22 protein-coding genes, 1 tRNA gene and 1 other RNA gene are annotated in these 22600 nt (G+C 66.9%); 10 read left to right on the top strand and 14 right to left on the bottom strand.

The features are described 5' to 3' along the window. Positions 1-728: 728 nt before the first annotated feature. Positions 729-1187, bottom strand: a complete 459-nt coding sequence (locus tag ABD848_RS15010; protein WP_344972250.1) for a hypothetical protein — start codon at positions 1185-1187, stop codon at positions 729-731. Next, positions 1184-1375 (bottom strand): hypothetical protein, encoded by a 192-nt coding sequence (locus ABD848_RS15005; protein ID WP_344972248.1) that lies wholly within the window; start codon positions 1373-1375, stop codon positions 1184-1186. Before ABD848_RS15005 ends, ABD848_RS15010 begins: the two co-directional genes overlap by 4 nt. A gap of 301 nt (positions 1376-1676) precedes the next feature. Here ABD848_RS15005 and ABD848_RS15000 point away from each other — a divergent pair, with 301 nt between their 5' ends. Together ABD848_RS15000 and ABD848_RS14995 are read left to right on the top strand one after the other, a co-directional pair. Continuing rightward, on the top strand, positions 1677-2546 hold the full coding sequence (locus tag ABD848_RS15000; RefSeq protein ID WP_344972246.1) for a helix-turn-helix domain-containing protein: 870 nt from the start codon (positions 1677-1679) through the stop codon (positions 2544-2546). 11 nt (positions 2547-2557) lie between these two features. Next, the gene (locus ABD848_RS14995; RefSeq protein WP_344972244.1) at positions 2558-2749 is read left to right on the top strand and encodes a DUF397 domain-containing protein; all 192 of its coding nucleotides are present in this window, start codon (positions 2558-2560) and stop codon (positions 2747-2749) included. 409 nt (positions 2750-3158) lie between these two features. On the opposite strand, the gene ABD848_RS14990 is transcribed toward ABD848_RS14995, so the two are convergent. Beyond that, positions 3159-3662 (bottom strand): Lrp/AsnC family transcriptional regulator, encoded by a 504-nt coding sequence (locus tag ABD848_RS14990; RefSeq protein WP_344972242.1) that lies wholly within the window; start codon positions 3660-3662, stop codon positions 3159-3161. A 187-nt stretch (positions 3663-3849) separates the two neighbouring features. Here ABD848_RS14990 and ABD848_RS14985 point away from each other — a divergent pair, with 187 nt between their 5' ends. After that, on the top strand, positions 3850-4335 hold the full coding sequence (locus ABD848_RS14985; RefSeq protein ID WP_344972240.1) for a DUF2000 domain-containing protein: 486 nt from the start codon (positions 3850-3852) through the stop codon (positions 4333-4335). 418 nt (positions 4336-4753) lie between these two features. Here the strand turns inward: ABD848_RS14985 and ABD848_RS14980 are convergent, their stop codons facing one another. The 3 genes from ABD848_RS14980 to ABD848_RS14970 form a co-directional block, all read right to left on the bottom strand. Further along, positions 4754-5272: a hypothetical protein gene (locus tag ABD848_RS14980; RefSeq protein WP_344972238.1), complete on the bottom strand. Its 519-nt coding sequence runs from the start codon at positions 5270-5272 to the stop codon at positions 4754-4756. Positions 5273-5279: 7 nt separating this feature from the next. After that, a complete protein-coding gene (locus ABD848_RS14975) occupies positions 5280-6380 on the bottom strand; it encodes a helix-turn-helix domain-containing protein (RefSeq protein WP_344972236.1) in 1101 nt (366 codons plus the stop codon). A gap of 355 nt (positions 6381-6735) precedes the next feature. Next, the gene (locus ABD848_RS14970) at positions 6736-7296 is read right to left on the bottom strand and encodes an NADAR family protein (RefSeq protein ID WP_344972234.1); all 561 of its coding nucleotides are present in this window, start codon (positions 7294-7296) and stop codon (positions 6736-6738) included. A 185-nt stretch (positions 7297-7481) separates the two neighbouring features. Here ABD848_RS14970 and ABD848_RS14965 point away from each other — a divergent pair, with 185 nt between their 5' ends. From ABD848_RS14965 to ABD848_RS14955, 3 genes are all read left to right on the top strand, one after another. Beyond that, positions 7482-9278, top strand: a complete 1797-nt coding sequence (locus ABD848_RS14965) for a S9 family peptidase (RefSeq protein WP_344972232.1) — start codon at positions 7482-7484, stop codon at positions 9276-9278. Positions 9279-9280: 2 nt separating this feature from the next. After that, entirely contained in the window at positions 9281-10006 is a 726-nt protein-coding gene (locus ABD848_RS14960; protein WP_344972230.1) for a GntR family transcriptional regulator, read from the top strand. 92 nt (positions 10007-10098) lie between these two features. Then, positions 10099-10884 (top strand): SDR family oxidoreductase, encoded by a 786-nt coding sequence (locus tag ABD848_RS14955; RefSeq protein ID WP_344972228.1) that lies wholly within the window; start codon positions 10099-10101, stop codon positions 10882-10884. Positions 10885-11019: 135 nt separating this feature from the next. Here ABD848_RS14955 and ABD848_RS14950 read toward each other — a convergent pair whose 3' ends face one another. From ABD848_RS14950 to ffs, 8 genes are all read right to left on the bottom strand, one after another. Next, the gene (locus ABD848_RS14950) at positions 11020-11259 is read right to left on the bottom strand and encodes a hypothetical protein (RefSeq protein WP_344972225.1); all 240 of its coding nucleotides are present in this window, start codon (positions 11257-11259) and stop codon (positions 11020-11022) included. Between the two features lie 459 nt (positions 11260-11718). Beyond that, positions 11719-11952, bottom strand: coding sequence for a hypothetical protein (locus ABD848_RS14945; protein WP_344972223.1), 234 nt, complete (start codon positions 11950-11952; stop codon positions 11719-11721). A gap of 278 nt (positions 11953-12230) precedes the next feature. After that, a complete protein-coding gene (locus ABD848_RS14940) occupies positions 12231-13292 on the bottom strand; it encodes an aspartate-semialdehyde dehydrogenase (protein WP_344972221.1) in 1062 nt (353 codons plus the stop codon). After that, positions 13289-14560 (bottom strand): aspartate kinase, encoded by a 1272-nt coding sequence (locus ABD848_RS14935; protein WP_344972219.1) that lies wholly within the window; start codon positions 14558-14560, stop codon positions 13289-13291. The genes ABD848_RS14940 and ABD848_RS14935 overlap by 4 nt, the downstream gene beginning before the upstream one ends. A gap of 208 nt (positions 14561-14768) precedes the next feature. Then, positions 14769-15368, bottom strand: a complete 600-nt coding sequence (recR, locus tag ABD848_RS14930) for a recombination mediator RecR (RefSeq protein WP_344972217.1) — start codon at positions 15366-15368, stop codon at positions 14769-14771. 233 nt (positions 15369-15601) lie between these two features. After that, a complete protein-coding gene (locus tag ABD848_RS14925) occupies positions 15602-15937 on the bottom strand; it encodes a YbaB/EbfC family nucleoid-associated protein (RefSeq protein WP_344972350.1) in 336 nt (111 codons plus the stop codon). Positions 15938-16090: 153 nt separating this feature from the next. Next, entirely contained in the window at positions 16091-18187 is a 2097-nt protein-coding gene (locus ABD848_RS14920) for a DNA polymerase III subunit gamma and tau (protein WP_344972215.1), read from the bottom strand. A gap of 194 nt (positions 18188-18381) precedes the next feature. Further along, an RNA gene (gene ffs / locus ABD848_RS14915) (signal recognition particle sRNA small type) lies at positions 18382-18477 on the bottom strand. 482 nt (positions 18478-18959) lie between these two features. On the opposite strand from ffs, the gene ABD848_RS14910 reads away from it, so the two are divergent. The 4 genes from ABD848_RS14910 (at position 18960) to ABD848_RS14895 (ending at position 22598) form a co-directional block, all read left to right on the top strand. Next, positions 18960-20195, top strand: a complete 1236-nt coding sequence (locus tag ABD848_RS14910) for a fatty acid desaturase family protein (RefSeq protein ID WP_344972213.1) — start codon at positions 18960-18962, stop codon at positions 20193-20195. Between the two features lie 453 nt (positions 20196-20648). Further along, the gene (locus ABD848_RS14905) at positions 20649-21107 is read left to right on the top strand and encodes a DUF5994 family protein (protein ID WP_344972211.1); all 459 of its coding nucleotides are present in this window, start codon (positions 20649-20651) and stop codon (positions 21105-21107) included. A gap of 311 nt (positions 21108-21418) precedes the next feature. After that, the gene (locus ABD848_RS14900) at positions 21419-22267 is read left to right on the top strand and encodes an alpha/beta fold hydrolase (protein ID WP_344972208.1); all 849 of its coding nucleotides are present in this window, start codon (positions 21419-21421) and stop codon (positions 22265-22267) included. 243 nt (positions 22268-22510) lie between these two features. Beyond that, positions 22511-22598 (top strand) — tRNA-Ser (locus tag ABD848_RS14895). The last annotated feature ends 2 nt before the right edge of the window (positions 22599-22600 follow it).

The raw sequence follows: 22600 nt of genomic DNA, 5'->3' as shown, positions 1-22600 counted from the left end.
GCATTCTGGCCGCGCAAGTGGTACGCCACGAGTCGCAGGAGAAGGCTTCATCTGAGAGTTCGGCCTAGACATGTACGGAAACCACGAACCACATAGCCTTCCAACAGGAAACGATGTACTGACCGATTCGGGAGGTATTGGTGATCGTCGCGAGGCCCCAGTCGCATTCAGCGGGGCGGTTCTTCATCGATGTCACCTGCCAGGATTCAGCGGCCCGCCGAAGGCGCCCCTACAGCTGTCGAACCTCTGTATTCAGAAATTTCGACTTAGAGCTTGTGGGTTAGCAATGCCGTTAGCAGAATGCGTGATATGTCGACCTCTGAAGTGTGCACCTTCCTCTCTCAATCAGTGGTAGCAGAGACCGCGACAGAGGTTGTTATAGCGGCCAGGCCAATGGTAATGCGATGGTGAGCAAAACAGGGTCTGAAAATCCCGGAACGGGTTTTCGGGTTGGGACGAGGCACATTTTTTCCACGGGAAAACCGGTGACACTTCACGCCGCCCTCACCGTCGAGCAGCGGGACGATTTGGTCGGCCTGGACTGTCTGCACGGCTGTGGCCGCGCTTGGAGCGCGTCCTTCTGACCGACCAGGACTAGTCGACCGCCCCCACGCTTTCCCTCAGTAGTGCCAACCTCCCACGGGAGCCACGAAATCGCCGCGCGCGGGCGCGAGGGGGGCGGGCCTCCGCGCACGGCGTTTCCTTGGTGGTGAGTCATAGCGGGGTGATTAGGGGGTGGGCTGCCAGGTGCCGGAGGTGGCGCCATAGGTGTGGTGCGGGCGCGGGGTTTGGGTTCCGGTCAGACACCAGTTCGGGGACTGGGAGCGCGGCGTCACCCGGGTTCGGCCACGAGTCTGGCCACGGGGCTGGGGGCGGGCCATGCGGCATCGCAGCAGCGTGGACAGGTTGTCGGCCTCGGCCGACTCGATCAGGCCATGGTCGGGCAGCAACGCCCGGTAGGTCTGGCCCGCCTCGCCCCACCACACGATCGCGCCGGGAAACCGGCGCTGGAGCGACGCCGCGTGGGCGTGTTCGGTGGCGAACTCCAGCGAGCGGCCCCACCTGCGCGGCGCCCGGCGCGCCCGCGCCGCCCGGCACGGCGGGTGCCCACACGCCCGGCACGACCGAGACCGGGGCTGGGGCTGGGGCTGGTTAGCCCGATGGGCTTCAGTCTGTTGCTGGATCATGACCGATCCTCCTCGGTGTCGGTACGACCGCCTGTGTGGGGCTCGGACTCCACAGCGGCGAGGCCACGGTGGTCACACGCCCGGTAGGGCAGCGTGGAGTCGTAGTCGTAGCCGACCTGCCAGCAATCGGTGTGGTTCTCGGCCAGCTCAGCGAACCGCGCATAGTCGGGGATGCGGCCCGCCCCCATCACGTAAGGGCACACCCGCGCCCGACGCCCCGACGCACACCGCCCATCACCGGAGCCACCAGAAGCGGCACCATGTATCCACGCAAACGCATAGAGCAACGAGGTAAAACACAACACAACCATGGGACCCCTCTCGGGTCAGGCCGGATGCTAAGTCCGGCTCGGGTACTCAGGATGCCTCCATGATTACCGCAGCAGCGCAAAAATGCAACGGTGCGATTTTTAATCGGGTTTAATGTCCTGATATGAACAGTTCGCAACAGCTATGATCACGTCCCGGCCCCAGATGGAGGAGAAGACTGTGTCCACAGAAGGTGAGGGGCCTCCGGTGCGTCGCCGGCATCTCATGCTGAAGATGAGGAAGCTCCGCCAAGCGGCAGACCTATCCCAAGAGGACGCGGCGAAAGCAATGGGGTGGAACCGGTCGAAAATCCACCGGATTGAGTATGGGAGGAATCAGAAGATTCGGGCTGCCGACATCATCGCGCTATGTCGGCTCTACAAGGTGGCCGACGCGGAGACTGATGCGCTCGCGGAGTTGGCCCGGCAGTCAGGAAAGCGCGGCTGGTGGCACCGCTACTCCGACATCCTCCCTGGTCCTTACATCGAGTTCGAGGCCGAAGCGACGGTGATCCGCGACTTCGAGATAACCCTCATCCCTGGACTGCTGCAAACACCGGAGTACATGCGCGCCATCCTCGATCGTGCGGCAGGCGCCACCGATGAGGAGATCCAGCGGCGGATCGATGCCCGGATCGCTCGCCAGAAGATCCTGACGCGAAAGCAGAGCCCTCCCCGGCTATGGGCGATCATCGACGAAGGAGCGATTCGCCGCCAGGTCGGTAGCCCGGAAGTCATGCGGGGCCAACTCCAGCATCTGATCGAGATGAGTTGCCGTCCGAACATCGACATCCAGATCCTGCGCTTCGAGGAAGGCGCCCATGCGGGAGTGGCGGGGCAGTTCCTCATCCTGGACTTCTCAGGTTTGGATCAGGTGGTCTACATCGAAGCGGAACAAGACGGTTTTTACCTGGAGAGCAGCGATCAAACCAGTCGATATACGCTGATATTCGACAAGGTTCAAGCGGCTGCAGGCTCGACGGAGCGCTCGGTGGCGTTTCTCCAAGCACTGGCCTCTGGGACCGAGCCACCTCACTTGAGCGGAGACTGAAGAGGCTTCCCATGGACCTACACGATGCCGTTTGGCGTAAGTCCAGCTACAGTGCCCCGAACTCGAACAACTGCATCGAAGTAGCAAGCAGGGCCGGGGAGACCGACGTCCGTGACTCACAGAACCCGGAACTTGTACACCTGAGCTTCAATGCCCAAGAGTGGTGGGCATTCATCACGGCAGTCCACCACGACCAGGTTTAGTACTCGGATACGACGAGGGCCTTCCGCCCCTACTGACGCGGAAGGCCCTCTACCTGAGTACCAAGGAAGATCCTACCTACTCGGTCATGGGGTACACACGAGCGAAGGGCCTTCACCCGTTACGGGTGAAGGCCCTTCGTTGCTCATCCTCGAATAATTCTACCGGCCTTGTGGGCCAACCGACTCGACGGGGTGGGACGGCTGAGGCTGGGGGACGAGTCATGGCAGGTGAACGGCGAGGGAAGGTTCCACATGAAACCCAAAGTTGGGCGATTGGCCACTTCCCTGACAGCCGTGGGCGGCGACAACACCGCTGAGGGGGAAATGTCGACATGGCGACATGGTGCTTTCGCGCCCGCCCGCTCCGCGTCGACGGACAGTCAGGGAAGCGCCAGCGCCCTCCGTTTCCCTAGCCCGTCCGACCCTGGTTGGGCTCCCGCCCCTCGGAGCGGCGCTCACGGATGGGGTCCACCGGGACGGCCCGGCGGTGTTCGTAGACCACGCTGGTCTCCACATCGGCCACCTCGGGACGCTGCGTCAGTCGGTCGATGACGAAGGCGTAAAGACCATCGGTGTCAGCCACAGCGATGTGGATGAGGAAATCCCGACTGCCGGAGGTGACGAACACACCCACAGTCTCCGACAGTCGCGACACCCACTCGCGGAAGCTCTCGATGTTGCGGCGAGACGGCGGGCGGATGCGTACCGCGATCATCGCCTGCACGTGACGACCGATCGCGTCGAGGTCGACATCGGCACGGTAGCCACGCACCACGCCCCTCTCCCGCAGCGCCCGCACCCGCTCCAACGAGGTCGAGGGTGCCACCCCCACGGCAGCGGCGAGGTCGCGGTTGGTCTGCCGAGCATCCTTTTGCAGTTCCCGCAGAATCGCGCGGTCAAGTTCGTCGATCATAAAGAAAATCCCCTTTGCCCCGAATAAAATTCGGCAGATCTTACATAAGAACGGATTTTCATTTAGCTTATACGCGATTCTCCGCACGCAGGGAAGATCAACGACGCATCCGTGCCGATGGTTCGGCGCCTTTACCTGGGCGCCGAACCATGGGCGAGGGCTGCCGAAACGAGAGGACGCCTTACTCATGGCCGATCAACGGACCGCGCCGGTCCCCTTCCAACTCGCTGACAACGAGATCCAGATCGACCTGTCCACGCGGGAACTCGGGTTCAAGTGGGTCATGGTGGTCAACCGGGACCTGCCGTCCGGGTTGATCGCCAACACCACCGGCTGTATGGCCGCCGCCGTTGGCAAAGCGATCCCGGCTCTCGTCGGTCCCGGCGGGACGGACGCCTCGGGAACCGACCACGTCGGATTGCCGTGGTCGGGGTGCACGGTTCTGGGTGCCGAGGTGGAGAAGGTGCGCGAGATCCGCGAGAAGAGCCGAACCAAGAGTGGCCTGTTCGTGGTGGACATGCCCGAGACGGCCCAGATCTGCCGTGTCTACGGCGGCTACCTGAACACGCTGAGTACCACTGCCAGCGAAAACATCACCTACCACGGAGTGAGCATCGTCGGACCGCGCAACAAGGTCGACAAACTCGTGGGACGGCTCCCGCTGCTGGGCTGAGCCTCCTCGCACCGCCCGTCGACACGGCGACCTGTCCCGCTAAGACAGTCATGAAGACAAGCCGGTTCGCCCAGCGCCCCAATGACGGTGAGGACGGCGGCGGCAGCACGGTCCCCGGAACCTGTTCGAGGAAGCGGCCTCGGCCTACCGATGGTGGAGGGAGGCCGGGGCCGCGGACCACACACGGTTCGGCCCCACCGTGCATCTCCACGGACACTCCGCGTGGCTGGATCACCCCTCCCACATCGTGGCGTACTCGGTAAGGAGGGGTGGAGGCACACCTATCTGCGGACAGATGCGGCAGTAGAGAACGACTCAGGCCGGAAGCGATAGAGGTGCCGTCCCGGGACGAGCACGGTGGGTCCCTTAGCCCGGATCTCGAAGGCGCCGGCGACGATACGCAGCTATCAGTGGCACGTTAGTCGAGCAGCTTCTCTTCTCTGGCCCACTGCTGGAATCCGCCTTTGTCAAAGGGGAGTCGCATGCCGGAGTCCTTGAGCTCGTCAGCGAGTACTGATGCGTTCGTGACCGTACAGTCCTGTCGTCGGCAAGCGTCGGCGATCAGGCCAACCGTCCCTCGAACGGTCAGCCCGTGCTTCTGAGCAACATTACGAGCATCCAGGTCGTCTACGATCAAAACTCCGCCGTGGACGTCAGCGTAGGCGCACAGCGTGGTCTCCCCAATGTTGTGGCCGTCACCAGTCAGCCCCATGCGCATGCTCCACTTCACCACAGCGTTGAGCAGTTCCAACGAGTCAGTCTCAACCACCGAGATCCATTCCGCTCTGAGAACCGCTGTCGAGGCCTGGGGGTCATTACGGTGGATCTCGTCGAGGACGGCCCGGGTCGTCGCAGGTGCGAAGCCCTTGACCAAGTCCCCCAGCACATCGAGGCGGTCCGCCTTGGCGGAGTGCAGCAGTGGAGATGCGTCGAACAACAATCGTTCAGGGGGAGAGTGCTTCCTCGGTGAGTTCTTCGATCGAGACCTGGTCCCGCATCATCTCCACGGCACGTGTGGGGGTAATGGCGTGCGCTCGCATCGCCGCCATCACCGCAGAGGCATAGCGGGGTGAGACCCGTACCGATTCGAGGTCCGGCTGAGGTTTCCACCCCAGAGCGTCCTTGAGTTCGACCTCGGTGGGGATACGGGCTTTCAGCCGACGCAACTCGTCATCACCGGTCGCTCCGCTGTCCCTGAACTGAGTGAGAGCGAGACCCCATGAGACCCGGTAAGTCGCCGACAACCGGACCAAAGCATGGCGCCGTTCCTTCTCGGTGCCCTCTTCAGCGACCTCTCGCGCTTGCTCACAGGGCAGCAGGAACTCGGCGGCGAACACTTCCACCACCCTCTCTCGCTCCTCGCGTGAAGCATGCACTCCGAGGTCACTGGAGAACTCATCCCCCAACACCAGGTGTCCCAACTCGTGGGCGGCGGTGCTGCGTCGCCGTCCCGGTACCAACTCCTTGTTGACCACGGCCACCGCGACGTCACCATCCACCAAGGATGCGCCGTCCGAGGGCAGAGGGATGACCGCGACGAACTGACCCGCCCGCTCGCAGACATCGGCGACGGAGTCGATCGGTTCGGCGCCAAGATCGAGCTGCCCGCGCAGCCATCGGGCGGCTTCTCTGGCCTGTTCGACGTGAGCCACCTCATGGGGGTAACGCAGCATCGGAGCGGGGACGAGGAAGGTGGTCTGGATGAGTTGACGTACGTCGCGCAACCACCCCGCGAGCAGTGCCTCGGTACGGTAGGCGCTACTTGCGGCCGGACTGTCCCCGACATCGGTGCTGTCAGCGATAGACGCTCTACGCGAGATGACCTCGGGGGCAGGGTGCAAGAAATGCGTCAAGGGGTAGTCGAGCGCGCCAGCGAGTCGGGTGAGTTCGACCGCGTCGATCCGGCGGTCTCCCTTCTCCAGCTTGGAGATCATGCTGCGCTCCAGGCCGACCTTGTCAGCGAGGTCCTGCTGGGAAAGCCCGGCAGCCGCCCTGCTCTCCCGGATGCGCTCGCCGATCAGCGCCCAACTCAACTCCATCTCCATATGTGCGATGATCGCACAATTACCGGAAGCTGTGAATGAGGGAAGCAACAAAAAATACAAACTGTTTGGACACAACTCCGAGGAGTCATTTCTCAGGTGTTTCTGTCGGGCGCGCTCACTCAGCAACATGGGCCCCGGAGGGGGTTCTTGTGGAAGTGGCCGTCTTCGGCAGGACGGCGGGGGTGGGGTGGATGCGGCCGGCAAGTCCGGGGCCTGGGGGAATCGCCACCTACGAGGATCGACCGGCGGCGTCCTTACGCCCGGGCAAGCGGCTCGGCGCAACTCCCGCCACAGCAGTACCAGCCGCGATATGGCCGGAACCGGACACGCTATGGCCTTATATGGACACGTTTCGTCATGGCGATAGCTGCTCTCTGGCGTGCATCAGGGCGAAACCGAGCAGGTTCAGGCCGGGCCAACGGGTGGGGTCGGTGGCGCGTTCGTCCTTGGCGGTCACGCCGATGCCCCACACCAGGTCATGGGGGTTGGCCTCGGCGAGGATACGCCGGCGGGTGCCGAGCAGGAAGTCCGCCAACTCGGGGTGCTGGCCGAACTTCTCGACCGAGCCGCGCGCCACGATGTCAAAACGGTGCTCGCACCACACCTGCTCGTCAAAGCCGCGGACCTTGCGGCCCAGCGCCTTGGCCTCGCCCGGATGGGTGGCGGCGGTGATATGTCGCGCCGTCACGTCGTCGCCGAACAAGCGCGCTTTCTGCGCCATCATCCAGTGCTGCGCGGTGGCGTAGGTGACCCCGCCGACCGTGAACGGCGCCGGCCACCACTGGCTCAGACAGCCCGGCCCGATCGAGCCGTCGCGTAACGGTCGATGGCCCCAGAAGAACAGGAACGCGAAGCTTTCGCCGCGCTCGGTGCGGTCACGCAACTCCGGCAACGACAGTGGGGACGGCTCGACCATAAGGGTCATTGTGCCGGGTGTGGGAGGCCGCGGCGAGCGGCCGGCGAGTTACGGTCATCCACGACACCGAGTCGGTGACCACGGCATTCACATCGGTCCCCGTGCCGGATGGCCGGTCACGCCCGATCGCCCCTATCCGATACGCCAGGTCCGATGATCCGAATACTGCTGCTTTACTGGGTGCCATGGGAGAACACTGGCAGGACAGGTTCCGGGCGGCGAAGATCAGCCTGCCCTCATGGGCCAGAAACGCACCACAGCGCTGCCTCTTCCGCAGCAACGCCAGCGGCACGTGGGAGATCTACACCTGGGACCGGGAAAGCGGCGAGCAGCGCCAAGCGACGAAACGGCGGCAGGGCACCATGGTGGGGGTCCTCGACCCCACCGGCGAGTGGGTGTGGTGGTTCGACGACACCGACGGCGACGAGTTCGGGGTGTGGCGGCGCCAACCCTTCATGGGCGGCCTCGACGACCTCGCCGTGCCGGGGCTGGAGCCCTCCTACGCCGCGGGGCTCGCCTTGGGCGCCTCAGGGGTGGCGCTGGTGGGCCGCTCCACCGACGACGGTTTCGACGTGCGGCTGAGCGTGCCCGGTGCCGAACCCCGCACCGTCTACTCCCATCGCCAGGAGGGCTGGCTCGCCGACCTCTCCGCCGACGAGTCGCTGTTCGCCATCGCCCACAGCGAGCACGGTGACAGTCGGCACATGGCCGTGCGGGTGCTGCGCATGGACACCGACTCCGGCGCTGTCGAGACCGTGGCCGACCTGTGGGACGGTCCGCACAAGGACCTCTCGCCCGTGGGCTTCGCGCCCGACGATTCCCGGCTGCTCCTGCTGCACGAGCGCCACGGCCGCCTCGAACCCCTCATCCTCGACGCCATCACCGGCGCCGAGCACGAGATCCACCTCGATCTGCCCGGCGATCTGCTGGCCGACTGGTACCCCGACGGTGCGTCGCTGCTCATCGAGCAGGACTACCACGCCCGTTCCCAACTGTTCCGCTACGACTTGGCCAGTGGCGAGCTGATCTCTCTGGAGGTCGCGCGCGGCCTCGTCTCGGCGGCGGGTGCCCGTCCCGACGGCACCGTGGAGTATGTGTGGTCCAGCTCGGCCGAGCCGCCGGTGGTACGCGACACCACCGGAACCGTGGTGCTGTCGGCGCCCGGGACTCCCGCGCCCGCCTCGGTGCCGGTCACTGACGCGATGGTGCCCGGGCCCGGCGGGGAGATCCACGCGCTCATCTCCACACCCGAGGCCGGCACCGCTCCCCACCCCACCGTGTTCATCGTCCACGGCGGCCCGCAAGCCCAGGACTTCGACACCTTCGCCCCCGACGTGGCCGCGTGGGTGGATCACGGTTTCGCTGCCGTGCGCGTCAACTACCGCGGCTCCACCGGCTACGGCAGCGCCTGGCGCGACGCCTTGGAGGGACGGGTCGGGTTGACCGAGCTGGAGGATGTGAAGACGGTGCGCGACTGGGCGGTGCAGTCGGGGCTCACCGACCCCGAACGCATCGTGATCGAGGGCGGCTCCTGGGGCGGCTACCTGGCGCTCCTGGGAGCCGGTGTCTACCCCGACTCGTGGGGAGCCGTGATCGCCGCCGTCCCCATCGCCGACTACATCACCGCCTACGCCGACGAGATGGAGGCGCTGCGGGCGTTCGACCGTTCCCTGTTCGGCGGCTCCCCCGACGAGGTCCCGGAGCTGTACCGGCGCTCCTCTCCGCTGACCTACGCCGACGACGTGGCCGCGCCGGTGCTGATCCTGGCCGGGGAGAACGACCCGCGCTGCCCCATCCGCCAGATCGACAACTACATCGAACGCCTTGCCGAGCTAGGGAAGCCGCACGAGGTGTACCGTTTCGACGCCGGTCACGGTTCGCTCGTCGTCGAGGAGCACATCCGTCATATGTCGGTCGAACTCGACTTCGCGTTGAGAAGCACCGGGCTAAACGCAGCGGAGTCGTCCTTCTCGGAGGTCTAGCTGTGGATGGGCAGCCACGCTACGTATGGCTGGCCAACACGCTTCGCCAGCCCATCCTCAGCGGCGAACTGTCCCCCGGGAGCCGGTTGCCGTCCCGGGCTCAGCTCGCCCGCGACCATGGAGTCAGCGAACAGGTGTCGCGGCGCGCGCTGCGCCTGCTGATCAACGAAGGGATCGTGGAAAGCCGCCCCGGGGCGGGCTACTACGTGCGCCAGGTGCCCGAACGCATCCGATTTCCACGCACCGACCACTCCTCGCGGGCGTTCTTGGGGACGCTGCACCAGCAGCCGGTCGACACGATCACCGAACCGGCCGGTGGCGACATCGCCGAGCGGCTGGGCATCCGCGAAGAGGAGGCGCTGTACCGCACCCGGCGGATCGGGGAACGCGACGGTTTCCCGGTCGTTGCGCACGTCTCGTGGGAGCCGACCGTGCTCACTTACAACACCACGCGCTCGCCGTGCGAGAGCGACCCCGACCTCAGCGTGGTGGACCGGCTGGGCGCGGCCGGGATACGTATCGACCGGGTCATCGAGGAGGTTACGGTGCGCCCGCTGAGCGGGGCGGAGGCGGAACTGCTCAACCGGATGCCCGGTGACCCCGCGATTGTGATGGAGCGCACCCACTACAACGGCGAGCGTGCGGTGGAAACCTCGGATCTGCTCGGCGCGACCGACCAGTGCCGTCTGGTCTACCGGCTCAGTATGGTCCGCACGCAGCGGCGGTGAGTAGGGCGCTCAAACCGGTCTCGGCCGGCTCACCAGCGGTGATACTCGCTGCCTACCAGCAGGGGGCGGCCACTCGTTTAACCTTGCAGAACATGGAGACCACCAACCTCGGAAATCTCAACGGTATGGGCGAGTTCGGTCCCCGGCCGTTGGACGGGGCCACCGCGATCATCACCGGCGCCTCCCGGGGCATCGGTCGCGCCATCGCCCTGCGCCTCGCCTCCGACGGCGCCCATGTCGTCGTCAACTACCGCAGCAATGCTGAGGCAGCCCAGGCCACCGTGTCCACGATCGAGTCGCACGGCGGGCTGGCCACCCCCCTCCAAGGCGACGTCAGCAGCAGCGAAGATGTTGAGCGGCTGTTCGACGACGCGGAGAAGATCAACGGCGGGGTCGACATCCTCGTGGCCAATGCCGGCCTGGTCGTTTTGGCACCGCTCGGTGAACTCGACGAGGCCGACGTCGATCGGATGATCGCCACCAACCTCAAAGGCACCTTCTTGGTGATGCGCCAAGCGGCGCGGCGGCTGCGCGACGGCGGGCGTGTCATCGCCATCTCCGGGGAGGCCACCCGGTCGGCCCCGGCCGGTTTCGGCGCCGCCGCGGGCACCAAGGCGGCGGTGGAAGCGATGGCCGTAGCGCTATCCAAAGAGGTGGGGCCGCGCCGCATCACCGTCAACTCTGTCCTGCCCGGCGTGACGCCGCCCGAGCGGATCACGCCACAGATGCAGCCTCACGTCGACGCCGTCGTGGCTGCCACCCCGCTGGGTCGGGCCGGGACACCGCACGACATCGCCGATGTGGTCGGGTTTCTCGCCAGCGACGACGCCCGCTGGATCACCGGGCAGACCATCGTGGCCACCGGTGGCGCGGTGTGAGGCGGTCACAGGCGGCCCACGAAAGGCGCCGCGAGACCCGTGCGGCTCCCGCGGCGCCCGCTGCACCGTTGGCCGCTCCACGCGCTGGGCTAAGGGTCCCCCCGTTCACGCGGGCGCGCAGTGCGGCCGAGAGTGCTAGTTGTTGTTGTTCACCGAGTTGTCGACGAAGTTGGCGTTGCAGTTGGTCAGCAGGTCGACGTTGAGGCCGACCGCAACCAGACCCTGCGTGTTCTTGCCCTGGTTACAGGCCGAGTAGTTGGTGTCCTGGTTGTAGATGTCCTTGCCGCTGGCCGAGGCGGCCCCCGCCCCAAAGCTCAGCAGAGCGGCAGTCGCCATGGTCACGGCCGCGGTCTTGCCCAGGAATCGCATATGCATACCTTCCCTAGTCGGGTGATGACAGAAGTTGAAGAGTGAACACTCTTTGTGTTCGACCCACAACTAAGAGTAACAATACCCAGAGGTGGCCACAGGAAAACAGGACGGAAGCCGCCGCAGCCGGCCTTGGCCAGCCTCGACGCCGCCGCGGACACCTCAGGCGGCGGTGGAGGCAATGGCCGTATCGCCACCCAACGAGGTGCGAGCACGGCCGTGCCCACCGCCATTCCACGCGCCTCCGGCATGGCCGCGCCCGAGCGGATTGCGCCACAGCCGCAAGTCCCACACCGACACCGCCATCGCCATGCGTGGCTAATAGTGATTATTTAACTACGGAGAGTATCGGAAAAAGCGCCGCGAACCCCTTGAGGACCTCGCGGCGCCCGCGCACCGTCAACCGGCCGACACGGCGAACCGGCGGCTTACCGCCCACTCGCACGTGCAGCACGGGGTGGGGTACTAGTTGTTGTTGTTCACCGAGTTGTCCTGGAAGTTGGCGTTGCAGTTGGTCAACGCGCTGATGTTGAGGCCGACCGCAATCAGACCCTGCGTGTTCTTGCCCTCGTTACAGGCCGAGTAGTTGGTGTCCTGGTTGTAGATGTCCTTGTGGCCGGCGGAGGCGGCCCCCGCCCCAAAGCCCATCAGAGCAGCAGTCACCATGGTCACGGCCGCAGCCTTGCCCAGGAATCGCATGTGCATACCTTCCCAGTTGGGTAACAACAGAAGCGACCACCGAACACGCTAAGCATTCGTTCGGTCGCCGAGAGCGATGATGCCCGACGCGACAGCGCAAAAACAGCGCGAAACGCAAAGCCTGAGGAAATTATTTATTTTACTTCCATCTTCAATAGAAAGATGAACAGTTGAATTTGAGGAATTTTGGAAACAGCGAATTTCCTGCTAGGTCGGGGGTTTCACGAAAAAGCGGCGGCGGCACCGGGGCCCGGTGCCGCCGCCGCTGAACGAGGAGGTCAGCCCCGAGTAAACTCGGCCGCCACGACCTCGGCGATCTGCGCCGTGTTGAGTGCGGCGCCCTTACGCAGATTGTCACCGCACAGGAACAGGTCGAGCGACGTCGGATCGTCGATCGAGCGGCGAATCCGCCCCACCCATGTGGGGTCAGTGCCCACCACATCGGCCGGCGTGGGGAAGTCGGCCGTGGCGGGATCGTCTTGAACGACCACGCCGGGTGCGGCGGCCAGCGCCTCACGGGCCGCGTCCGCGTCAACGTCGCGGTCGAAGCTCGCATGCACCGACAGCGCGTGCGTGGTGATCACCGGCACGCGCACACAGGTGGCCGACACCTTCAGATCGGCAAGCCCGAGAATCTTGCGGGACTCGTTGCGGACCTTCAGCTCCTCCGAGGACCAGCCGTCCTCCTTGAGTGAGCCGGCCCAGGGCACCACGTTCATCGCCAGCGGCGCCGGGAACGGTCCCAGCTCCCCGACCGCGGCGCGCACGTCACCGGCCCGATCGCCGAGGGTACGATCGCCGGCGACCTTGTCGATCTGGTTGCGCAGCGTGTCAATGCCCTCCTGACCAGCGCCAGAGGCGGCCTGGTAGGAGGCGACGACCAGACCGTTGAGTCCATAGGCGCGGTGCAGCGCACCCAAGGCCACGATCATCGACAGGGTCGTGCAGTTGGGGTTGCTGATGATGCCGCGCGGACGGTTGGCGGCCTGCTCGGCGTTGACCTCGGGCACCACCAGCGGCACCTCGGGGTCCATGCGAAACGCGCCCGAGTTGTCGACAGCCACAGCGCCGCGCTCGGCGGCCACGGGCGCCCACTCCTTCGACACCTCGTCGGGAACGTCGAACATGGCGACGTCGACATCGTCGAAGACCTCGGGCGCGAGCGCCTGAACCTCGACCTGCTCGCCACGCACGGTGAGCCGCTTGCCCGCCGAACGCGGGGAGGCCACCAGCCGGATCTCGCCCCACACGTTCTCGCGGGTGGAGAGGATGTCGAGCATGACAGAGCCGACAGCGCCGGTGGCGCCGACGACGGCAAGGGTGGGAAGGCGGTTACTCATCGGCCGGTACCTCCGTAGACAACGGCTTCGACCTGGTCGGAGTCGAGCTCAAAAGCGGTGTGCGCTGCGGCGACGGCGCCGTCGATCGCGTCCTGTTCGACGACCACGGAAATGCGGATCTCCGACGTGGAGATCATCTCGATGTTGATGCCGGCGGCGGCAATGGCGTCGAACAGCCGCGACGTGACACCGGGATAGGAGCGCATCCCGGCGCCGATCAGGGAGACCTTGCCGATCTGGTCGTCGTAGCGCAACGACTCGAAACCGATGTCGTCTTGCACCTTCTTCAGCGCTGTCAGCGCGTTCTGCCCGTCGGCGGCCGGCAGCGTGAACGAGATATCGGTGCGCGCGGTGGAGGCGGCCGAGACGTTCTGCACGATCATGTCGACGTTGATCTCGCTCTCAGCGAGCGAACTGAAGATCTTGGCGGCCACACCGACCTGGTCAGGCACGCCGACGACCGTGATCTTGGCCTCGCTCCGGTCGTGGGCGACACCGGAGATGATCGGTTGTTCCATGCCTTCGCTTTCCTCAACTTCCGAGACGACCCATGTGCCGGGCTTTTGGCTGAACGACGAGCGGACGTGGAGCGGGATGCCGTAGCGACGCGCGTACTCCACACAGCGCAGGTGCAAGATCTTGCTGCCGGAGGCGGCCATCTCCAGCATCTCCTCGTAGGAGACCTTCGGGATGCGCCGCGCCGAGGGCACGATCCGCGGGTCGGCGGTGAAAACCCCGTCGACGTCGCTGTAGATCTCGCACGCATCGGCGTTCAGCGCCGCGGCCAGGGCCACGGCCGTGGTGTCGGAGCCGCCCCGGCCCAGCGTGGTGATGTCCTTGCTGTCCTCGGAGACCCCCTGGAAACCGGCGACGATGGCGATGGCGCCCTCGTCGACCGCCTCCTGAATCCGTCCCGGGGTGACATCGATGATCTTGGCGTTACCGTGTGCGGCCGTGGTGATGACGCCGGCCTGCGAGCCGGTGAAGGACCGGGCTTCGTATCCCAGGCTGCCAATGGCCATCGCGACCAGCGCCATGGAGATACGCTCGCCGGAGGTCAGCAGCATGTCGAGTTCCCGCCCCGGCGGCAGGGGTGTGACCTGCTCGGCGAGGTCGAGAAGTTCGTCAGTGGAGTCGCCCATGGCCGAGACCACGACGACGACGTCGTATCCCGCTTTTTTCTGAGCGACGATCCGTTGGGCCACTCGCTTGATGGCTTCCGCGTCGGCCACGGAAGACCCGCCGTACTTCTGCACGATCAGAGCCACGGTCGGCGCTCCTGAAGAGTTGGGATCACAATGACAACCGTTAAGTGTAGCGATCTGGTTCGTTACGGCACCCCGTCACCAGCGACGGTGGGTACCAGCGCAAGGATTTACCCCATCATCGGGGCGGTAAGCGCGGGGTGGCGAGGATACGGGACACGCCTGGCGGAACCTCATTGTGCCGCCGGTGCGGCGCGCCCGGCAGGGGCCGCTAAAGCTCCAGGCTGCGGCGCCCCTCGAAAGCCCGTCCGAGTGTCACCTCGTCGGCGTACTCCAAGTCGCCGCCGACGGGCAGCCCGCTGGCCAGCCGCGAGATTTTCAGCCCCATGGGTTTGACGAGGCGGGCCAGATAGGTGGCTGTGGCCTCGCCTTCCAGGTTGGGATCGGTGGCCAGAATCAACTCGGTGACCTGACCATCTGACAGGCGCGTCATCAATTCCTTGACGCGCAGGTCATCGGGGCCGACACCCTCCATAGGGCTGATGGCTCCGCCCAGCACGTGGTAGCGGCCACGGAACTCTCGGGTGCGCTCGATGGCCACGACGTCCTTGGACTCCTCGACGACGCAGATGACAGCGGCGTCGCGGCGCGGGTCACGGCAGACGCGGCACTCCTCCTCTTCGGAGACGTTGCCGCACACGGAGCAGAAGCGAACGCGCTCCTTGACCTCAACGAGCGCGTTCACCAAGCGCTTGACGTCGGCATCCTCGGCGGCGAGGAGGTGGAAGGCGATCCGCTGCGCGCTTTTGGGACCGACGCCCGGGAGTCGCCCGAGTTCGTCGATCAGATTCTGAACCGCGCCTTCGTACATCGCCCGCCTGCTCGCCTTCGCCGTGTCAGCGTCGCCTCCCACGGTAATGCAGCCACGTCCCGCCCGCGACCGTAGCCCGCCGCGCCGTCCAGCAGACCCGCTCCTTCTGCGCTGCGGGGAAGAGGGCCGCGCCGCCGGCGCCGCTCTCAGAGACGTCCGGCCGCCGGCCGGACGTCACGGCTCGCGTGCCGCCGGCCCACCATGCTCTCGGGCGGGGTCGTGCGCACCGGCCGTTAGAACCCCGGCAGACCGGGCATGCCACCCTCGCCCATGCCTTCGGCCAGGGGGCCCATTTTCTCCTGTTGCAGCTCATCGACCGCGCGCTCGGCGTCACGCACCGCCGCCAACACCAGATCGGCGATCGTCTGCGCGGTCTCACCGGCGTCGTCGGGGTCGATGGCCTTGGGGTCGATCGTGACATCTTGCAACTGGCCCCGGCCGTTGAGCGTGGTCTTAACCAGCCCCCCGCCGGCGGTGCCCTCAACCTGGGCGTCGTCGAGTTCCTGCTGGGCAGCCATGAGCTGCTGCTGCATCTGCTGCGCCTGTTGCAGGATCGCCTGCATGTCCATTCCACCGCCAGAATTCACTGGAACGTCTCTCCTCACGCGCATCGGCTACGTCTGCGAGCGTAGCCGCTCGTCACGGAACCCGTCGCGCTCTCAGCCACGTGGGAGAGGCCCGGCGCGCCGCGTTCGCGGCCATGACCACTGTCGGCGGTGGTCTCAACTCGCGTCGGTATCGGACTCGTCGATGATCTTGCCGCCCAATTCCCGTTGCAGCAACGAGAAGCCCGCGGGCTCGGGGGCGCCGGGCTCGTCGGGGCCACGCTGCGGCGTGGCGCCGGCGGCCGGCGCGGAGGGCTGCTGTGTGGCCGGGGCGGGCCGGGCGGGCTCAGGCGGCTCGGGCTGTGGAGTCTCCTGCCCTGTCGGCTGCGGATGCGCCGGGCCGCTCGGTGCGGCCGGCTCGGTCTCTTCCGAGGCGGACGGTGTGGGTTCAGGCGAGGGCTGCGCCTCGCCGGCGGGCGGCTGCGGCGCCTGCCGCGGAGGCTCGGGAGAGGACGGAGGCGGCGGTGGCGGCGCGGCCTGCGCGACGGGCAGCGGTTCAGGGGCGCCGACCGCGGCCTCGACCTGAACCTCCAAACCGAAGGCCTGTTGGACGGCGGCGCTGACGTCGCGTCCGCGCCCTGCGCCGACGAAGGAGTTACGCATCCCTTCGTGCTCGAAGTAAAGAGTGAGGGTTTGGCCGTGGATGGTGGTCGCGCGCACCCCGTCGCGTACCAGGGCGTGAGCGGCCGGCTTACGGCTAGCCGCCAAAGTCTCGACGACGGTGGGCCACTGCTCGTCGAAGGAGCGCGGGCCGTCCCCCTGCGATGCGGCGACCGAGTGGGCGCGCGGCGGCGCGGGCTGGGCGGGAGCTGGGGGACGCCCTGAGCCGGCCCCCTTGGGCTCGGGCCAGCCGTCGTCAGCCGCGGGCGCGGCGGGAGCCGGCTGGGCGGGCCGCTGCACCGGTTGGCGGCCGGGCTGTTCACCGGCAGGGGCCGGGGCCGGCGGCGCCGGAGGCTGCTGCGGCTGCGGCGCCTGCTGAGGCTGGGGGGCAGCCGCGGGCGCGGCAGTGGCGGCGGAAGCGAGGCGGCGCTCCAACCGGTCGAGGCGGGCTGCCAGCTCGCCGGCGTCGCCCCCCGAAGGGCTGGCCTGCCCGGCCCGCCCAGGCTGTGCAGCGGCCCCCGGCAGCAGCACCCGGGAGCACAGCAGCTCCAGCAGTAGCTGCGGCGAGGTGGCGCCGCGCATCTCGGTCAACCCCTGGTTGAGGATCTCGGCGGCGCGGGTGAGGTCGACGCTGCCGATCGAACTCGCCTGGTGGCGCATGTGGTCGACCGCGTCGGGCGAGACGTTGATCAAGCCCTTGTCGAGAGCGTCGGGTACCGCGGCGAGCACCACCAGGTCACGGATGCGCTCCAGCAGATCGCTGGTGAAGCGTCGCGGATCGTGGCCGGCCTCGATGATGCGGTCGATCAGCTCGAAGACCGCCGCGCCGTCGCGGGCGCCTAGCGCGTCGACCATCTCGGCCAGCAGCGCGGAATCGGTGAAGCCCAGCAGCGCCACCGCGCCGTCGCGGGTGATGCCTTTGTCGTCGGCGCCGGCCAACAGTTGGTCGAGGATCGACAGCGAGTCGCGCGCCGACCCGGCGCCGGCACGCACGACCAGCGGCAGCGCGGCGCTCTCGAACGGCACCCCCTCGGCGGTGAGGACCTCCTCCAGGAGTTCCCGCAAGGTTCCCGGCGGGATGAGCCGGAAGGGGTAGTGGTGGGTGCGCGAGCGGATGGTGCCGATGACCTTGTCCGGTTCGGTGGTGGCGAACACGAACATCAGGTGCGGCGGGGGCTCCTCGACGAGTTTGAGTAGCGCGTTGAAACCCTCGCGGGTCACCATGTGCGCCTCGTCGATGATGTAGACCTTGTACCGCGAGTTCACCGGGGCGAAGAACGCGCGTTCCCGAAGGTCGCGGGCGTCGTCGACACCGCCGTGCGAGGCGGCGTCGATCTCGATGACGTCGATGCTGCCGGGGCCGTTGGGGGCGAGCGCCTCGCAGGGCTCGCACTCGCCGCACGGATCGGGCGTGGGTCCCTTCTCGCAGTTGAGCGAGCGGGCGAGGATGCGCGCGCTGGACGTCTTACCGCAGCCGCGCGGACCACTGAACAGGTAGGCGTGGTTGATCCGACCGTTGCGCAACGCCTGCCGGAGTGGTTCGGTGACGTGCTCTTGCCCCCGCAACTCACCGAACGTCGCCGACCGGTACTTGCGATACAGCGCGATGGTCACGGCGCGTTCACTGCTCCCTCCGCGAACCGGCACGTCGCGGTCACCGGCGTGACTCGCGCACCGGTGCTCGCATCCACACGCCCCATTCAACCGTGCCACGGTGACACTCGGGGCCAGATCCCCGCGCTCGGCGGGAGCGAGTTCTCGCGGGGGCTTTCGCGGGCGAGGGGGAGCCGCGAGTCGCGCCGAGAGACGAAAAGGACCCCCCGCGCACCCGCCAGAGCCTACTTATCCTTGCTGCCTTCCGGCCCTGGGGAGGTTCGTAAGGTGACGCCGCACGAGGGGTCTGCCTCGTAGTCTATAGGCCATACGCCGTGTTCCGGTAACGCGGGACCGGAGTGTCGCCACTCCCACGCTGCGGGGGCGCCGAACGCGCTTTCGTCTGGCCGGGCACGCACCGCCACACCCGGCAAAACGACGGGCGTAAAAGACGAGCGCGAAAAACGTCGTCGTCCCGCGAGAGGCGGCTCGCTCAGCCCCGCCTGCCAACCTCCACACCGCTCCTCTCGCCTCGCGGACGCCCTACTCAGCGGGCGCGGCTCGGCCGGTGGCCGCGGAGAAGGTCAGGAATGTTTTCTCTACAGGGCGTGTTGAAAAAATATAGGCGGAATGCGGTCGGTTCTTCCGAGCACGGCCGTCACCGCGCCCCAACCCCCAGGTGCCCCACTGTCTCCGATTTCCGGATGTCCCTGGAAGGGCGGACGTTCGGCAAAGTCAAGGCCACGCTGATCGTGCGGCCTTCGCCCATTCGCCTTGAACAGGAGACATTCATATGTCCCAAGGGACCGCGAAGTGGTCTACCCCGAGCGAGAGCACCAGGCGCCTCGCCTCCCAGGAAGAGGCGGCCGAGACCTTCGTCGACCACTCAGACGGCGGCCTCGTCGCCGTTTCTCCCAAGGAGGATCAGGGGGTGAGCGCCCCCCTCGACCAAGATCCCATCGGCTCGCGGACTGAGGAGCCTCGCCGCAGCGTCCCGGGCCGCCCCTCGGCCACCCGCCGGGGCAGCGACTACGCGGTGCTCTCACGTGAGGTTCAGGCGGCTGGGCTGCTGAACCGACGGCCGGCCTCCTATGCGGTCAGAATCGGTGTGAACCTGCTCCTGATGGCCGCGGGGTGGGGAGCGTTCGCGCTGATCGGCCCGTCATGGTGGCAGATGCTGACCGGCGCACTCCTCGCGGTGCTGACCACCCAGACCGCGTTTATCGGGCACGACGCCGGTCATCAGCAGATATCCGATTCCAAACGTGTCAACAACCTCATCGGGCGATTGCACGGCAACCTCTTGGTCGGGCTCAGCTATAGCTGGTGGCTCTCCAAGCACAACAGACACCACGCCCACCCCAACCAGGTCGGCCGCGATCCCGACATCGGCGGCAACGCGATCGCCTTCACCGAGGAGCAGACCCGCGCCCGCAAAGGCTTGGGGGTCTGGCTGGCGCGCAGCCAGGCGTGGCTGTTCTTCCCCATGCTGCTCTTGGAAGGGATCAACCTGCACGTCGCCGGCGTCCGTGCCCTGTTCGGTCGCGCCACGGCCACCCGCGGCACCAAGCTGGTCGAGGCCGGGCTGCTCCTGGCGCACTTCGGCGGCTATCTCACCATCGTCTTCCTCGTTCTCTCCCCGCTCCAGGCCGTGTGTTTCATCGCCGTGCACCAAGGAATCTTCGGCCTGTACATGGGGTGCTCCTTCGCGCCCAACCACAAGGGCATGCCGGTATTCGCCAAAGGCGACAAAGTCGACTTCCTGCGCCGGCAGGTCCTGACCTCGCGCAACATCCGCGGTGGCCGCCTCACCGACCTTGCCCTGGGTGGGCTGAACTACCAGGTCGAACACCACCTGTTCCCCTCCATGCCCCGCCCCGCCCTGCCCCGCGTACAGCCCCTCGTGCGCGCGTTCTGCGCCCGACACGGCATCACCTACCACGAGACGGGACTGCTGAACTCCTATGCCCAAGTGCTGGGCCACCTCCACACGGTCGGCGCGAGGCTGCGTCCCGAACTGGAGTACTGAAACGCCTCGCGGGCGCGCGAACCTCTCGCCGCGGAGCGGCTCCGACGGCGCGGCCGTGCACAGGTGATTTCCGAGCGGTACCGACCCGGCCAGAGGGCGTGCCCATCCCTCTCATCACCCGCTCTTTACCCGCCCTCGCGTAGGGTGAAGGTATCCGGAGACGAAAGCGTCCTCACGCGAGGCTCGCCCGCCGCTCCGGCCGTTCCAGGGAGACGCCGCACTGATTTCCTACCGTGCCCGCAAGGCCCCGCGCGTTCCACCGGACCATAGCCGTTGCGAACCGTGCGCACCGACGTCGAAGCGCCCCGCTCCCGGAGTCTCGACCGCTCCGCCTTGTGCGCAGGCCGTAGCCGGTGACCGCGCATCCCCACTTTCCCGGGACCGCTCACACGGTGAGCGGTCTCCCAGACAGGAGCACTCTTTCCCATGCGGACGCCCGCACCACGCCAACCTGTGACCGCTGAGTCGCCACCGTCGACGCCCCGCCTCCTCCTGCAATCCGTAGCCACCCGCGACGCCCTGCTCGACGGCGGCTGGTGGCCGCGCTCCAACATCCCCATGGCCGAGCTGCCCGGCCTCATCCTCGCCCTTGAGGATTACCGGGGCCCCATCCACCACATCCTGCTGGGCGCCACCGGATGGGCGAGCCGACCCCACTTGCTGGACGTGGCCGGACGCGCGGTTCGGCTCGTCTGGTCCACCTCTCTGCCGACCGACCTGCTCACCGCGATCAGCACCAGCGGCACCCGTATCGACCTCCTGGTCGTACCGCCCGGGGTGAACATGCCTACGGCCTGGGCTGCCATCGGACTGGCCGCCCAAAGCACCAACACCACACATGCCTCCGAGCTCATCACCGCCGCCGACCACCTGCTGCTGCCGTCGGAAGGGAAAACGGACAGCGTCGGGTAGTCCAAAAGCGGCCGACCGGCCGCTACGGCTACGCACCCCCGTGGGCCGGGGACGGGGGATGACCATCGCCCTTCCGAGCCCTGATGCGGCCCCCGAAGAGCGAGCGAGTTCCTCACCATGGCTTACGCCGAGGGCCGCGCCGTTGACCCCTTTATCACCACTCCGCAAGAAGTGATCTTGACCACGTTTGTGTCCTGGTGTAACAATCCTTTTCGCCAGCCGGCTCGCCTCCGCAGAGCGCGCATCAGTCCTGTTCGGTCGGGGACGGCCGTAATCCCGGCGCCGACGCCGGTCTTCGCAAAGGAGTGACGATGCCCGCCGACCCCACCCCGGTGCTGTTCGTGCACGGCTACTGGCACGGCTCGTGGTGCTGGAACGAGGTCATCGCCGAGGTCGCGAGTACCGGCCGCTGTTGCCTGGCGGTGGACATGGTGGGGCACGGCCTGCGGGCCCGGCGCCCCGAGTCGGTCAATGCCCGCCCCTTCGACACCGAGGCGCTGGCGACCGAGGCATCGCCCGTGGCCGATGTGGACCTCGACCAAGCGGGCGATCTGTTGGCGTCGCAGATCGAGCGACTTGGCCGCGGCGGCCCGGTCACCGTGGTGGCGCACAGTATGGGCGGCACCGTGCTGACGCGAGCCGTGCAGCAGGTGCCCGAGTTGGTGGCGCACGCGGTGTACCTGGCCGCGTTCATGCCGGCCTCCGACGTCCCGGCGATCGCCTACATTCAAACGCCCGAGAACGAGGGGGAACTCGTCGGGCCCTCACTGCGGGCCGACCCCACGGCGATCGGCGCGCTGCGACTCGACCCCGCCGCACCTGACGCCGACTACCGCGGCCGGCTTCGAGAAACCTTCTACGGCGACGTGGACCCCGGCGTCGCCGACGCCGCGATCGGGCTGCTGAGCCCCGACGCTCCGGCCGGCATCGCCCTCGGCGCCACCACCTTGACCCGGGAGGGCTGGGGCTCGGTTTCCCGCACCTACGTCACCTGCGCGCGCGACATGGCCATCCGGCCGGCGTTGCAGCAGAAGTTCATCGCCGAGGCCGACGCCGCCTTCCCAGACAACCCGACCTCGGTCGTGACGTTGGACGCCTCGCATTCGCCGTTCCTGTCGATGCCCGGCGAGGTCGCCGCAATCGTCGGAAAACTGGACTGACAGCCCCGACCACTCATCGGCCTCCGGCGGGGGTGTGCGCGCCTTGGGCCGTGGACGCTGCGACAGTCGGCCGTAAACCCGGCCACGGCGGGACCGCGGTCTCTGTCGAGGCGGTCTTCCGCGGGGAGTCGGCGCGGACGGGCAGGCGAGAGGCTTGAGGTGGGCTCGTCCCGCTCTTGGGGAGGGGCGACCCCATAGCGCGATGTGTCACAGAAGGTCGCAGATTCCTGTACAGTGGCGTGCGGAGGATTCGCCTAGTGGCCTAGGGCGCACGATTGGAAATCGTGTTGGGGGCAACCCCTCGCGGGTTCAAATCCCGCATCCTCCGCCATT

It is taken from the genome of Salinactinospora qingdaonensis (assembly GCF_039539445.1).
GTDB classification, from domain to species: Bacteria; Actinomycetota; Actinomycetes; order Streptosporangiales; family Streptosporangiaceae; genus Salinactinospora; species Salinactinospora qingdaonensis.
This window is presented reverse-complemented; position numbering and strand designations above follow the sequence as displayed.

Coding starts and splice junctions, on each gene's coding strand:
- ABD848_RS14910 (WP_344972213.1), top strand. CDS start 18,960: ATGTCCCAAGGGACCGCGAAGTGGTCTACCCCGAGCGAGAGCACCAGG.
- ABD848_RS14950 (WP_344972225.1), bottom strand. CDS start 11,259: ATGCATATGCGATTCCTGGGCAAGACCGCGGCCGTGACCATGGCGACT.
- ABD848_RS14965 (WP_344972232.1), top strand. CDS start 7,482: ATGGGAGAACACTGGCAGGACAGGTTCCGGGCGGCGAAGATCAGCCTG.
- ABD848_RS14925 (WP_344972350.1), bottom strand. CDS start 15,937: ATGGACATGCAGGCGATCCTGCAACAGGCGCAGCAGATGCAGCAGCAG.
- ABD848_RS14995 (WP_344972244.1), top strand. CDS start 2,558: ATGGACCTACACGATGCCGTTTGGCGTAAGTCCAGCTACAGTGCCCCG.
- ABD848_RS14975 (WP_344972236.1), bottom strand. CDS start 6,380: ATGGAGATGGAGTTGAGTTGGGCGCTGATCGGCGAGCGCATCCGGGAG.
- ABD848_RS15005 (WP_344972248.1), bottom strand. CDS start 1,375: ATGGGGGCGGGCCGCATCCCCGACTATGCGCGGTTCGCTGAGCTGGCC.
- ABD848_RS14940 (WP_344972221.1), bottom strand. CDS start 13,292: ATGAGTAACCGCCTTCCCACCCTTGCCGTCGTCGGCGCCACCGGCGCT.
- ABD848_RS14955 (WP_344972228.1), top strand. CDS start 10,099: ATGGAGACCACCAACCTCGGAAATCTCAACGGTATGGGCGAGTTCGGT.
- ABD848_RS14945 (WP_344972223.1), bottom strand. CDS start 11,952: ATGCGATTCCTGGGCAAGGCTGCGGCCGTGACCATGGTGACTGCTGCT.
- ABD848_RS14970 (WP_344972234.1), bottom strand. CDS start 7,296: ATGGTCGAGCCGTCCCCACTGTCGTTGCCGGAGTTGCGTGACCGCACC.
- ABD848_RS14990 (WP_344972242.1), bottom strand. CDS start 3,662: ATGATCGACGAACTTGACCGCGCGATTCTGCGGGAACTGCAAAAGGAT.
- ABD848_RS14985 (WP_344972240.1), top strand. CDS start 3,850: ATGGCCGATCAACGGACCGCGCCGGTCCCCTTCCAACTCGCTGACAAC.
- recR (WP_344972217.1), bottom strand. CDS start 15,368: ATGTACGAAGGCGCGGTTCAGAATCTGATCGACGAACTCGGGCGACTC.
- ABD848_RS14900 (WP_344972208.1), top strand. CDS start 21,419: ATGCCCGCCGACCCCACCCCGGTGCTGTTCGTGCACGGCTACTGGCAC.
- ABD848_RS15010 (WP_344972250.1), bottom strand. CDS start 1,187: ATGATCCAGCAACAGACTGAAGCCCATCGGGCTAACCAGCCCCAGCCC.